This is a genomic window from Psychrobacillus mangrovi, from assembly GCF_037104765.1.
GTDB classification, from domain to species: Bacteria; Bacillota; Bacilli; order Bacillales_A; family Planococcaceae; genus Psychrobacillus; species Psychrobacillus mangrovi.
In genome coordinates, this window is the sequence record NZ_JBAWSY010000007.1 from 46,271 (window position 1) to 59,652 (window position 13,382).

General features: G+C 35.8%; 14 protein-coding genes and 1 riboswitch. Of the genes, 6 read left to right on the top strand and 8 right to left on the bottom strand.

All coding sequences use genetic code 11. The annotated features are described in order from the left end of the window. The first annotated feature begins 23 nt into the window (after positions 1 to 23). From WAX74_RS11240 to WAX74_RS11250, 3 genes are all read left to right on the top strand, one after another. Positions 24 to 158, top strand: coding sequence for a hypothetical protein (locus tag WAX74_RS11240; protein ID WP_336497756.1), 135 nt, complete (start codon positions 24 to 26; stop codon positions 156 to 158). A 258-nt stretch (positions 159 to 416) separates the two neighbouring features. Beyond that, a complete protein-coding gene (mreBH, locus tag WAX74_RS11245) occupies positions 417 to 1,424 on the top strand; it encodes a rod-share determining protein MreBH (RefSeq protein ID WP_336497757.1) in 1,008 nt (335 codons plus the stop codon). A gap of 149 nt (positions 1,425 to 1,573) precedes the next feature. Continuing rightward, positions 1,574 to 2,143 carry a beta-class carbonic anhydrase gene (locus WAX74_RS11250; RefSeq protein ID WP_336497758.1) on the top strand — a complete coding sequence of 190 codons (570 nt, stop codon included), beginning with the start codon at positions 1,574 to 1,576 and terminating at the stop codon, positions 2,141 to 2,143. A gap of 100 nt (positions 2,144 to 2,243) precedes the next feature. Here WAX74_RS11250 and WAX74_RS11255 read toward each other — a convergent pair whose 3' ends face one another. Further along, on the bottom strand, positions 2,244 to 2,789 hold the full coding sequence (locus WAX74_RS11255; RefSeq protein WP_336497759.1) for a GNAT family N-acetyltransferase: 546 nt from the start codon (positions 2,787 to 2,789) through the stop codon (positions 2,244 to 2,246). Positions 2,790 to 2,795: 6 nt separating this feature from the next. After that, positions 2,796 to 4,598: a M3 family oligoendopeptidase gene (locus WAX74_RS11260; protein WP_336497760.1), complete on the bottom strand. Its 1,803-nt coding sequence runs from the start codon at positions 4,596 to 4,598 to the stop codon at positions 2,796 to 2,798. A gap of 153 nt (positions 4,599 to 4,751) precedes the next feature. Here WAX74_RS11260 and WAX74_RS11265 point away from each other — a divergent pair, with 153 nt between their 5' ends. Continuing rightward, positions 4,752 to 5,480 (top strand): TspO/MBR family protein, encoded by a 729-nt coding sequence (locus WAX74_RS11265; RefSeq protein WP_336497761.1) that lies wholly within the window; start codon positions 4,752 to 4,754, stop codon positions 5,478 to 5,480. 32 nt (positions 5,481 to 5,512) lie between these two features. On the opposite strand, the gene map is transcribed toward WAX74_RS11265, so the two are convergent. Continuing rightward, entirely contained in the window at positions 5,513 to 6,262 is a 750-nt protein-coding gene (map, locus tag WAX74_RS11270; protein WP_336497883.1) for a type I methionyl aminopeptidase, read from the bottom strand. 169 nt (positions 6,263 to 6,431) lie between these two features. Next, a complete protein-coding gene (gene thiT, locus WAX74_RS11275; RefSeq protein ID WP_336497762.1) occupies positions 6,432 to 7,013 on the bottom strand; it encodes an energy-coupled thiamine transporter ThiT in 582 nt (193 codons plus the stop codon). A 62-nt stretch (positions 7,014 to 7,075) separates the two neighbouring features. Beyond that, a riboswitch (TPP riboswitch) is annotated at positions 7,076 to 7,167 on the bottom strand. 106 nt (positions 7,168 to 7,273) lie between these two features. Here thiT and WAX74_RS11280 point away from each other — a divergent pair. Beyond that, positions 7,274 to 8,341 (top strand): M20 family metallopeptidase, encoded by a 1,068-nt coding sequence (locus WAX74_RS11280; protein ID WP_336497763.1) that lies wholly within the window; start codon positions 7,274 to 7,276, stop codon positions 8,339 to 8,341. 57 nt (positions 8,342 to 8,398) lie between these two features. Then, a complete protein-coding gene (locus WAX74_RS11285) occupies positions 8,399 to 8,734 on the top strand; it encodes a DUF4870 domain-containing protein (protein ID WP_336497764.1) in 336 nt (111 codons plus the stop codon). Between the two features lie 1,014 nt (positions 8,735 to 9,748). Here the strand turns inward: WAX74_RS11285 and WAX74_RS11295 are convergent. From WAX74_RS11295 to WAX74_RS11310, 4 genes are all read right to left on the bottom strand, one after another. Next, the gene (locus WAX74_RS11295) at positions 9,749 to 10,618 is read right to left on the bottom strand and encodes an SGNH/GDSL hydrolase family protein (RefSeq protein WP_336497765.1); all 870 of its coding nucleotides are present in this window, start codon (positions 10,616 to 10,618) and stop codon (positions 9,749 to 9,751) included. Between the two features lie 13 nt (positions 10,619 to 10,631). Next, on the bottom strand, positions 10,632 to 11,861 hold the full coding sequence (locus WAX74_RS11300; RefSeq protein ID WP_336497766.1) for an aminopeptidase: 1,230 nt from the start codon (positions 11,859 to 11,861) through the stop codon (positions 10,632 to 10,634). A gap of 3 nt (positions 11,862 to 11,864) precedes the next feature. Next, positions 11,865 to 13,016, bottom strand: coding sequence for a DEAD/DEAH box helicase (locus WAX74_RS11305; RefSeq protein ID WP_336497767.1), 1,152 nt, complete (start codon positions 13,014 to 13,016; stop codon positions 11,865 to 11,867). Positions 13,017 to 13,222: 206 nt separating this feature from the next. Continuing rightward, a complete protein-coding gene (locus WAX74_RS11310; protein WP_336497768.1) occupies positions 13,223 to 13,378 on the bottom strand; it encodes a Fur-regulated basic protein FbpA in 156 nt (51 codons plus the stop codon). Positions 13,379 to 13,382: the final 4 nt, after the last annotated feature.

A 13,382-nucleotide genomic window follows, 5' to 3' on the forward strand; every position in this document is an offset into this window, starting at 1 on the left:
CATGACTAGTGAGGTGTTTAATAATGGGCTTATTCACAGTTACAGTTCTTGGAGTTGCTGGAGGTATAGGAGTAGTAGGTTATGTAATAATTAGCTACTTCGCAAAAGCAATGAACACACATGATTCAATTACAGTTGATCCAAAACCTTCTAAATAATCCAAAACAACCGCAATCTTTGCGGTTGTTTTTTTTTCGAGAATACCTGATACTATTTCTCATTTTCTTTTCATTTACAAGACATTTTTATGTCAATTTAATTACCTTCCAGTACTATATATTTATTTTGAACAACTTTAAAGGTAAAAACGGACTATTATTATATGAAACAATTGTAAACTTCCACAAACTGACAAATGGCATTACGTCCTTTATCCTTTATACTAAATAAGTATGATTGAATGGGAGGTATAATATATGTTTTCAAATACGCATATTGGAATAGATTTAGGTACAGCAAATACATTAGTATATACAAAAAGCAAAGGCTTACTATTAAATGAACCGACTGTTGTCGCATTAGACACTAAAACAAAAGAAATTATCGCATTTGGTGAGAAAGCAAAAGAAATGATCGGTAAGACACCCTCTTCTATTGAAGTTATTCGACCTTTAAAAGATGGTGTAATTGCTGATTTTGATGTCACGACAGAACTATTAAAACTGATTATGCAAAAAGCAGGCAAAAAGCTTGGAACCGCTTTAAGAAAGCCTTCTGTTGTTGTTTGTACCCCATCGGGTGCAACATCCGTCGAACGAAGAGCAATTCAAGATGCAGTTAGACAGAGTGGAGCAAAAGATGTACAACTGATGGAAGAACCGGTAGCTGCTGCAATTGGTGCAGGACTTCCTGTAAATGAACCAGTTGCGAGTATGATTGTTGATATTGGTGGCGGTACTACAGAAGTTGGAATTATCTCATTTGGTGGCGTTGTTGCTTCCAACACTGTAAAAGCTGCAGGAGATAAAATGGATGAAGCTATTATTAATTTTATTCGCAAAGAATATAATATTTTAATTGGAGAACCAACAGCTGAAGAAATCAAGAAAACAATTGGACATGCATTGGTACCACACACCGTTGAGCAGATGGATGTAAGAGGAAGAGACGTCGTAACAGGATTACCAAAAACGATCCATCTTTCTTCTACACAAATACAGGGAGTTTTAGCGGAATCACTTGAAACTATTTTAGAAGCAATTCGGGCTACACTGGAAATTTGTCCCCCTGAGTTAGCTGGTGATATCGTGGATCATGGCGTTGTTTTAACTGGTGGAGGAGCACTGTTAAAGGATATAAAAGAATGGCTTTCAACGGTTATTGAAGTACCTGTTCATATTGCTCCTGAACCTCTACAATCAGTAGCTATCGGTACAGGAAAATCATATTTCATCTCTGAGCGAAAACAAAGACTAGCGAAATAAATAATTAAATAAATGCCACTCAAAGTTCCTTACCTGAGTGGTTATTTTTCATGAGAATATTTATTTTTTTTAATCTGTATACTTATTAGAGGAAATCTTTATTGGTTTCATATAAAATAATAGATGTAGAAATTTGAAGGGGGAATTCCATGCCTAGTTTACAAGAGATATTAGCTTACAATGAATCATTTGTACAAAAAAAGTTGTATGAACCATATTTAACGACGAAATTTCCAAATAAACGAATTGTAATTTTAACATGTATGGACACAAGGCTCGTAGAAATGCTCCCTAAATCCATGAACTTTAAAAACGGTGATGTTAAAATTGTAAAAAGTGCTGGTGCAGTGATCAATCATCCGTTTGGTGGTATTATGCGTAGTCTAATCGTAGCGGTTTATGAACTTCAAGCAGATGAAATATATGTTATCGGGCACTATGATTGCGGTATGAGTTCTATTCAAACAGATAAAATCATCGATAAAATGACAAAAAGAGGGATAGATCCAAAAGTTATTGATATATTAAAGAAATCCGGCGTAGAAGTTGAAAAATGGTTAGAAGGTTTTTCTGATGTCAAGGACAGTGTTTTACATAGCGTCGATATGATTAAAAATCACCCACTTATGCTAAATAGTATACCTGTACATGGGCTCATCATTGATCCTAATACTGGTAGATTAGATTTGGTGAAAGATGGAAATCTCGACGTAGAATAGAATATTTCCCGGGAAATCGACAAAAGCTGGTTATTCATCAATTGATGAATAACCAGCTTTTCGTTTTGGAAAGAATTTTTTTATAAATACTCTTACCCTTTCAGAAGTCCTCACTAATACATGCATAAATATAATGATCTTCCCACTTACCATTAATATACAAAAGACTTCGAAGCAATCCTTCTCGATGAAAAGCGTTATTTTCTAGAACTTTAATTGAACCAAGATTTCTAGGTGATACATAAGCTTCCATACGATTCAGATTGACATGTTCAAACCCAAACAGCTTAACAAGGTGTACAGCTTCAGAAGCTATTCCTTTTCCAGTTAATTTTTCGTCTATTGAATAGCCGATTAGTCCACTAGAAAAAGGCATTCTCTTTAAGCTATATAATGAGATACTACCAATCATTTGATCAGTATTATGCTCAAATACCCCAAAGCTATATTCTCTTTTTTCATTCATCAATAAGAGAGACTCACGTATTTTTTCTCTTTGCACTGCTGTTGTATAATAATCATCTCGATGCAATGGTTCATATACAGCCCAATATTTTTTATTTCTATAAACAAGATTTGCAAGATTGGGTGCGTCCTTTACATTTAATGTCCGTAAATAACATGTGTCTCCTTCTAAATAGATCAAACATCGTCACCCTTTTGCATTAGTTAATTGAATGAACTCGTTGACATCTTGAATGCAAAGATTAATGCCTTTAATCCAAAAATCTTCTTTTGTAATATCTTCACCAAGATGCTTCATCGCTAAATCTTCTACTGACATTACCGCAGTATCCTGAAGAAGTGCAATATATTTTTCCTCAAAATTTGTACCTTCGTTAATTGCTTTAGCATAAATACTTAACGAAAATAAATAACCAAACGTGTATGGGAAATTATAAAAAGGAACCCCTGTAATATAAAAATGTAATTTAGAAGCCCAGAAATGTGGATGCGTTGTTTCTAGTGAGTCACCATATGCTTCATTTTGAGCAATTTCCATTAGCTCGTTCAATCGAGCAGCTGAAACGATTCCATTTTTACGCTCTTCATAAAATCTTGTTTCAAATAAGAAGCGAGCATGAATATTCATAAAGAAAGCAACGCTTCTTTGGATTTTATCCTCTAGTAAAGCAATCTTCTCGTCGTCTGTTTTTGCTTCTTTTACTGCTGCGTCTGCTACAATCATTTCTGCAAACGTAGATGCCGTTTCTGCTACTCCCATTGCATACTGACGATTCATCCAATGTACTGGTCTTAAAGCATATGAATGAAAAGCATGTCCCAATTCATGTGCTAGCGTAGAAACATTTGACATAGTTCCACTGTAAGTCATGAAAATACGGGATTCTTCTGAAACTGGCATTCCCGTACAAAAGCCACCTGGACGCTTGTTTGGACGATCTTCTGCTTCAATCCAACCTTTTTCAAAAGCATTTCTTGAAAAGGCTTCTAATCTTGGTCCAAATTCTTTAAAATGCTTTAAGATAAATTCTGCACCTTGTTGGTATCCCATTTTCTCTGTTGAAGCACTTACTGGTGCATCCAAATCGTACCAATGCATCCCTTCTTTACCTAGCATTGTCGATTTTACATTTAAATATTCGACGAAAGGAGCTTTATTTTTGGAGATAGCGCCCCACATTGCATCCAATGTCTCCTGCTTCATCCGATTAATTTCAAGAGGTTCTGGTAGGACAGACTCCCAGCCTCTTTTTTCGTAAATAGCTAATCGAAAACCTGCTAAATGATTTAAAGTTTTTGCAAAAAATTCTTCTTTATCTGTCCAAGCTGCTTCTAGCACTTCGAAAGCTTCTTTACGTGTAATAGCATCTTCATGAGAGCTTAAATTATTTGCTTGTCCTACTGAAAGTTCTTTTTCTACTCCATCTACTTTAACTTTTACGCGAATATCGCCTACCAATAGATCATATAGTTGTCCCCAAGCATGATATCCATCTACACCAAGAGCTGTAATCATAGACTCTTCTTTTTCAGAAAGCATTCTCTTTGCTTCGTCTCTCCACTCATTTAAAACAAATGAAAATTCAAGTAATTGATCAGAATTTATTAATTCATTCCATACCTCTTCCGTTGTCTTACTAATCGTTTGTTGAAAACCTAACATCATAGAAGAAAACTTAGCATACAGACTTCCTATTTCCCCTTCTAAAAGAGAAGCTTTTTTATCTGTAGTGTCTTGGGCTTGAAAACAGCCAATTACCGCTCCAGCTTCCGACAAATTAGTCGCAATATCTTTTAATTCATCAATTATACTAACGATTTTACTTGATTCCTGAACTGATGTGGGAGTTGTAAAACTTTCTAATTTTTCTCCAAACATCTTTAGCTTTTCTTTTACTACATCTAAATGGTCTCGCAACGCTTTAGATTCACTTCCACCTTCAAAGAACACATCTAAATCCCAAGTAATCGGATATTCTAATTTCCCCATTATTTTTCCCCCTTAAAAATTCATACTAGTTCGAAATATATTATATCATGATTTTTATTTTCCGTTATTCTGGGTTTTGCCATGAAACATTCACAAATGAATTTGTCGCAATAAAATTTCAAAGGTATACTATAATAAATAGGAGGGATGCGTATGATTAAAATAATCTTTTTGATTATAAGCTTGTTCTCTACCATCATGGTAAATATACTCGCAAATACTCTACCGATTAATCATCAAACAACCGGAGAAATTTCAAATAGACTACCTTCATTATTTACTCCTGCAAGCTACGTATTTCTCATCTGGATTGCCATATATTTATTACTTGCATATTGGATTTGGAATATTGTAAAAGAATTTAAAAGTGGAGAATCCATATCCGCGACAAGAGTAATATTATTTGTAAGTAGCTCCATTTTAAATATTCTTTGGATTTTCTTTTGGCATTACGAGTTATTTTTATTCGCCCTTATTGATATATTTGCTTTATTAGGAGTACTGTTTATATTATATAAAACGTATTCTTCTGATGAGCAATTATGGATAAAGAGGCTCCCTATTTCTATTTACTTAGGGTGGATATTCGTCGCAACCTTTGATAATATTGACTACTATCTTACTTATGTAGAATTTGGTGGTTGGGGCATGACGAAATCACTTTGGGTTGTTATCTTTCTTACAATTGCTACAGCAATTGCATTACATATTCGTTTCCATTATAATGACCCAGTGATTGTATTAGTCTTTATTTGGGCGTTTATCGGGATTGCCTACCGACATATGTTACATGAATTATTAATAACCTCCGCATCAATTTTTTTAAGTTTTGTACTTATAGTAGGAATATTATTTATAAAAAAAATGCCTCGGAAATCTTAATTTCCAAGGCATTTTTTACTATCCATTTTTTATCAATCTAATTTGGTCAAAAATAGCGGACCTTCTTTTGTCACGACAATTGTATGCTCAATTTGGGCAACTAATGATTTATCAGGTGTCACAAAAGTCCAACCGTCTCCTGATTCTACAATATGTTCAGCTTTTTGAGAGATAAATGGTTCTACTGCTAGCACCATTCCCTCTTTTAAAATCGTTGGATCCCATGCATCATAATAATTGAGTACGTGCTGTGGAGCTTCATGAAGTGATTTACCAATCCCATGACCAGTTAAGTTCATAATGACATGTAAACCATTGTCTTTCGCTTCTCTCTCAACCTCTTTTCCGATTCTATTCAGGCGAGATCCAGCTTTCACTTTTAACATAGCCCGATTAAACGCACTTTCTGCCACTGCACATAACTTTTCTTTTTCTTCATAACCTTCACCAACAACAAAAGAAATGCCTGTATCTGAAAAATAACCATCATAAGATCCAGATACGTCAATATTGACAACATCTCCCTCTTGAATAATGCGTGAGCCTGGAATACCATGTGCCACTTCTTCATTTACGCTTATACAAGTATATCCCGGAAAATCATACTCACCCATTGGTCCTGATATTGCCCCATGGTCTTTAAAAAGCTTACCACCAATTTCATCCAATTCCTTTGTGGTAATACCAGGCTTTGTTGCAACTCTCATTGCGTCACGAATTTCCGCAACAATACGACCTATTTTTTTTAACGCTTCTAATTCTTCATTTGTTTGTACAATCATCTTTACAAGATCCCTTCTCATATCAAATACGCCTTGGCGTATTTGTGTCTAGATTTTGTATCGTGCTTGCACGATTATGTCTTATACAAAATCTGTGACATCCGCCGAAGGCTTAACCTGTATTAACTTATTCTAATACAGGTTAAACTGTACAACAATCATATCATATTTATGCTTTGTTCGGCAGTATAAGGCGCGGAGCCTTAATGAATAAAATCACACAAACAAATGCTGCAAGTAAAAATACAGGGATCATATAAGTAGAGTTATAGATAAATGAATAAACTACGACGTTTTGATTTCCAGCAAATTCACCAAAAAACAAAATTCCAGAAGTCACATGGGCTAGATAGCGAAGAAATGCTGCTATAAATGCTCCAGTAATGACCGCAGTCGCCATTTTCATTTTATCTTTGTTTTCATATGCCTTTAAAAAAGCAGGTCTTAATAATCCTGCAAAGCCTGCTACCATGAATGCAATAAAATAGTCTATTCCCACTTGTAGAATGACAATTTCTAAGGATAATGGTGCAGCATAAAAACGAGCTGTTACTACTTGCAGCATTCCTATTAAAAATCCTGTTATAATGCCCGCCATTATCCCTCGACGAAAAGCTATTAAAATTACAGGAACCAGTACAAAAGTGACTGTGCCGCCCTGGGGCATACCAAATCCTATAATATCTAAAATATATCCAAGAGCCGCAAAAATTGCGATTTCCACTAACAATAAAACGCGTTGATTTTTCATAGTAATCTCCTTTTTCGACCACAAAAAAACGACGTCGGGATAGACCCAGACATCGCGCGATTGTCAGTTTCCATCCACATCCCTACGCAAGCATGAACTTACAGGTTCGAAGGGTACTATCTCAGCCGCATAAGCGACGCCCCTTGTGGTAATGAATTATTTAGTTCGTGTTCATTGTAGCCCAATGAAATAAGTAATGCAACCCCCTGTTGTTCATTGTTATACTTATGAAAATATAATATGAAAATGGAGGAACTTACATGATAGATTTGTTGAAAGACTTAATTCGTATAAAAAGTGATAATGTGGACGGAGCAAATGAAGCACTTTTATTTTGTAAAAAATGGCTTGAAGAAAAAGGTATTAGTACAACTTTACATAAAATAAATTCTAAGCTTATGCTTGTATCTGAAATCGGTAATGGTAAGGAATGCGTTATTTGGAATGGACATGTAGATGTAGTTCCTGGCAACAAAGAGCAGTTTAATCCTTTTATAGAAGGTGATCAATTATTTGGCCGGGGCTCTGCTGATATGAAAGCGGGAGTTGCTGCTATGATGCAAGCATTCTATGAACTCTCCAGAGAACCTGAACAACTTACGAAACAAATTCAACTACATCTTGTAACCGACGAAGAAACAACTGGAGAAACATCCAAGTATTTAGTTGACCAAGGTCATCATGGAGATTTTGTTATTTGCGCAGAACCAACCCACTTGCATATCGGCCTCCAAGCAAAAGGAATTGTTCAACTTGATATTAAAATGAAAGGCAAATCAAGTCATGGTAGTCGCCCTTGGGAAGGAATAAATGCAATTGAAGAGGCATTAACTTTAGACAAAGAAATTCGACAACTCTCTTTTTTAACTGCTAGTAATGAATATTATGATTATCCTTCTCTAAACTTGGCTAAAATACATGCAGGCGACAGATACAATGTTGTTCCAGACGAATGTGTCATAAGCTACGACATACGCTTTGTTCCTGGACAAAACCCCACCGAGATAATTAAAGAAATAACAGAGGTTGCTCACAAACATTTTCCCGGAAATGAAGTACTTGTTTATGCCTCTGAGCCAGCGGTCACAACTAAAGACAAAAATCCCTATGTAATTAAGCTACAATCCGTAACTAATATAAAAACTGGACGAAATACTAATTTATTTGGGCAACATGGATCAGCGGATACCCGTTTCTATGCAAAAAATGGAACAGGAGCTGTAGAGTTTGGGCCATCAGGAGCAGATTGGCATGGAGAAAAAGAGTATGTTTCCATATCATCAGTAGAAACATATAAAGATATATTAGTTTCCTTTGCTAAAAGCTGAAACTAATTTTGTAAAGATACGTATATTAGATAAGTAATCGGAGAGGAGTGTATTCATATGGAAAACAACCGAATTTTATCTGCACTATCTTATTTTAGTGTATTGTTTGCACCTTTTATACTTCCGATCATTGTCTTCTTTGTTTCCCAAGATACCGAAGTGAAACATCATGCGAAAAGGTCGCTAATTTCACATCTTATCCCCTTTATATTTATGATCGTATTATTTATAGCTCTATTCTCGAGCTTTTTTACCGTGTTTATGAATGCAGCTGTTAATGAACAATCGCTTTTTATGGCATCGGCACCGTTTTTATTTGTATTTTTATACTTAGTTAGTTATATTATTATCCTTGTATGGAATATTATCCAAGGTGTGAAGGTATTAAGATAATGTTTATACTACCGTTATAACGGGAACAAAATTAATACTAATTAATCTTTGGGAGCGATTCTAATGAAAATAAAAAACGTTGCAAAAATCGTGATAAAATGGGCACCAGTGGTCTATCCAATTATTCGTAAATTAATGAAATCAAAAAAGACAATAAAATAAATAAACCTGCTCCCAGATAAGTTTTAACGGGGAGCAGGTTTTTTTATTGTTGAAATTCATTATTAATATGCGCTAAGTATGTGCACTCGCGTTGGCCACGTCCACATGGGCCGCTATATGCTAACGCATACATCTGTCTTATACGACACATCATGGAGGCCACTGAAAAACTCTTCAAGCTATCTCTTAGCTAATATGTACCCCGTTGATTTCCATTCCAGGCGGACGCTTTCCGCCGGCATGGCTTCAGCCGCTTCCCTCGCTACGCTCAGTCCAGGGTCTTCAGCTCATGCTATTCCGGCTGGAGTCGCCGCCTGAAACGAAAATCAACTATTGTATGCTTACAATCAAGTCTTTCTTCAATCAAAAAACATCGTTTTCCTGTGTAATAAATTAAAGTAAATGCAGGTAGATGTTACCCATGGTTTCACCCCAAGGAACCCTCCATTTAAGTCCATTAATGGCGATTTAATAAAGCACTTTCTGCTCAAAATTGATTAGAAAGTGCCTTATTTTTGTTCAAAAAACAATTACCTCATTTAAAACGTAAGTTTTTCAGTGTCCTCCACATCACGCTGCTTGCAAGGCGCGAATGCAAGTGTACTTTCTTGATTAATGTAGATTCTCTTACATTTTCAACAATTAATAGTCAAGAATTGCTGACTCTGCTTTCACTCTTATTATTGAAAGGCACTGTATCATCGGTTGTTTCTAGGATGTGCGCCTTACAAGCCGCAAGAGCGCGAAGAATGAGACCCCGTAAAGGATGTGGGAGCGACGCAGGAACGACTCATCCTGCGGAGGCTCATGCGAAGCGTACGGCAAGCGCGCATCCGTGTTAGAGCCTAAATTTCATATCAAAGACCTTAATTCCGTAAGTGACAAATAACCATCAAGACCTTCTACTCTAGATACAGGAGTCTTTGCTTTTTCTTTTTGACTATTAAGGATTTGTTCAAAAGTTAAAGGATTTGGAGCAGGCAGTTCATTAGGATTTATTTGTAAATTCGTGTTATACCTTTTAAAAAAAGCATTAGCCATAAGACGATATCCTTCCATAGTAGGGTGTACATCCGATGGATTTGGTATTAACTCTTTTTCTTTATTAGAAAAAGCTTCTTCAACGGATATATATGTCGCCCCATTAGCTTCAGCTTCTGTCTTTAAAATAGAATGCAATGTATTTAACTCTTTTTTAATACCTACACTTTGTGATTCCCGTATATGTGGATATGCAAAATAGTAGCCCATAACATATATTTTGGCTGTTGGTGCAATTACTTGAACTTCTTTCACAATTGCTTCCATATTTTTGCGTACGGTATTTAAAGCATAATTTGCCTGGATTTGCTTATACGCAATGGAACCATTCGCAGCATTAACTTGCACAAGTCTTAGTAAATCATTTGCACCAGCTGAAATGGTAACAATCGTTGCATCTTTAAGTAATTGTTTTGCTTCTTTCGTGCGAACTGTTTTTAACACATCAGCAGTTGTATATCCTGGAAAGGCAAGAGCCTTAGAATAAAAAGCAAGCTGATTAGATTTTTTCAATTCTTGTGCTATTAAATCTGTATAGCCTGCATCTATCGCTCTGTTTGGAGTTTGGCCGGCAGCTAGAGAGTCTCCTAAAGCAATATATACCTCTGCGCCTTTCGCTTCTGCAGAAAAAGATGTGAATGGAGACATTAAGAGTAAGATTGCAACTATCCACTTTTTCATCTAGATCTACTCCTTAAAATGCCCAAGAACCTTTTTTGAAAATAGGCTCTATTGTACCATCTTCTAACTCTCCCATAATATCCATATCTGCAGAACCAATCATGAAGTCTTCATGAACAATAGAAGTATTCAGCCCTAGGTTTTCAAGCTCACTTGGTGATAATCCACGCGCACCTTCCACACATGTCGGATAAGCTTCTCCAATAGCAAAATGATTCGAAGCATTTTCATCAAATAGGGTATTAAAAAATAAAACATTAGATGCGGAAATTGGCGATTCATGTGGGACTAGCGCAATTTCCCCTAAATATTTTGCGCCTTCATCTGTTTGTGTTAATTCTTTTAAAAGCTCCTCACCAGTAGCAGCTTCTACCTTTGTAATAGCACCGTTTTCAAATGTTAATGTAAAATTATCAATAACATTCCCTTTATATGCTAGCGGCTTAGTGTTTTTCACATAACCATTAACTCCAGTTTTTAAAGGAGCAGTATATACTTCTTCCGTAGGCATATTTGCTATAAAAGGAACGGATTGCTCATTTTTACTAGCTCCAGACATCCAAATATGACCTTTTGGTAGTTCTACTTGAATATCTGTCCCTTCTGCTATGTAATGTAATTTCTTGTAGCGCTTAGCATTCAATAATGATGCACGGCTTTCTAAATTTTCGATATGCTCTTTCCATTGTTGAACAGCTGTTCCTTCACCTATTCTTACTACTTTAAATATTAATTCCCAAAGAGCTTGCATTTGCTCTTCTTCTGGTAATTGAGGAAATACCTTTGCGGCCCATTTTTCCGAAGGCATCGCAATAATTGACCAAGTAATGACATCATTCATAACCGCTTTTCTATAGTTTTCAAGTGCTTTACCGCTTGCTTTATGAAAGTTTGAAATTTTTTCAACCGAGACACCTTCCAATAAATCTGGATTCTCTGCATCGATCCATAAAAGAGCACCTTTATTTTCGATCAACTCATCTCGTTGCATTGCTGCCCATTTCGGAAATTCATGAAAAGCTTCGTCTGGAGCTAAATCATAAAAAGATCTTGTATTTGGTCCATCTGAATAATTCACATCTACTCGCTTCGCCCCAGCTTCATACGCTTTTTTTACGACAAGTCTGGTAAATTCAATCGTTTCCGTAGTTGTATTAATAAGTAATGGTTGATTCTTTTGAATATTTAAACCAACCTTTACGATAAGCTCAGCATATTCTTCTAATTTTTGTTGAAAACTCATTGTTTATCTCCCCTTTTGCTGTATTGTTTTCGAAGAACCTTCTATTAATTCTCCGCGGTACCAAATTTTTTGAACTGGCTTACTCGGAAGCTCTTTTGTCCATTTTTTATACGTCTTTTCATCCGCATACGTTAATAAGGTCAATACTTCTCCATCTTTTCCAGCGCGTCCAGTACGGCCTGAACGATGCAAATATTGTTCGATAGAATGTGGTACATCAACATGAATTACATGTGTTAAACCAGAAATGTCTAGACCTCTAGCAGCAACATCTGTTGCTATAAGTATATTTACTTTACCGTTTTTAAAGTCGTCTAATGCTTTTTTTCGTTCTTCTTTTTTCATTTCCGAATGAAGTGAAATAATCGGAGCATCTCTATAAGAAAGCTTTGTATCCTTCATTAAGACTTGATCTAAACTATTTACAAACGCTAGTCCCTTCATACCTTCTAAATGGGAAAGCTTTCTTAAAAATTCCGTTTTATCCCTTGCTTCAGTTTTGACAAAACTATGAATAACTTCTCCCTTTGAAGGAATTTCCTCTACCGTCACTTGTATACGAACAGGATTATTCATTATTCTTTCTGCAACTAATTCGATTTCTTCCGTAATTGTGGCAGATGTTACAACTAACTGTCTTTCAACGGTTGCATCAATTAATCCTTTGACAGTCGTACGATTTTCTCGACTTAACAACTGATCCCCTTCATCTAGGACGATAGTTTTTATTTCGTGCATTTTTAATTTTTTTAGTTTCACCAGTTCTTGCAATCGCCCAGGTGTTCCTACTACAATTGTTGGCTTCTTTTTCAGTGCATCAAGTTGTCTTTGAATATTTGCACCACCAATTAATTGCGCAACGGTAATGTCGGTACCTGCCACCCACTCACGAAACACTTCAACAATTTGCATACCTAGTTCTTGAGAAGGTACAACGACCAACGCTTGTATTTGCTTTTTTGAAGGATCAACCTTCTGCAATATTGGAAGAACATACGCTAATGTTTTTCCTGTTCCAGTGGGAGATTCTGCAACGATATCTGAACCATCAAGCATATGTGGTATTAGTTTAGTTTGGATAGGCATTTCAAATGTAAAATTCGCCTTTGCCCATTTTTCTTGTAATGTTTCATTTAAATTTTGTATAAAAGTCAATTTGTTCTCCACCTCATCTGTGTTTGAGACAAGTGTACCACATTTTTCTTCTAGACAATTAGCTATAAATAGCAGAAGTGGCCATTTTCCAAGACACTTTTCTTCTACTACAATCTTTCCTCAGAACAAGTATTTAGCAGTTTGTCTTTAGGGGCTGGCACATAGAATCTGTTCAGACGAAAAAAGTGCCGATATGATCGGCACTTTTAGTTTTCTTCTTCTGTTATATATTCTTTTGTTAGTTCATACAGATTCAGCTCATATAGTTGTCTTCCATCGATTTTAAATACACCTTTATTTACTAGATCTTCAATCATATTATCTCGTTTTTCTTCAATTTTAGATTCTTTTGGTATAATCATTTTG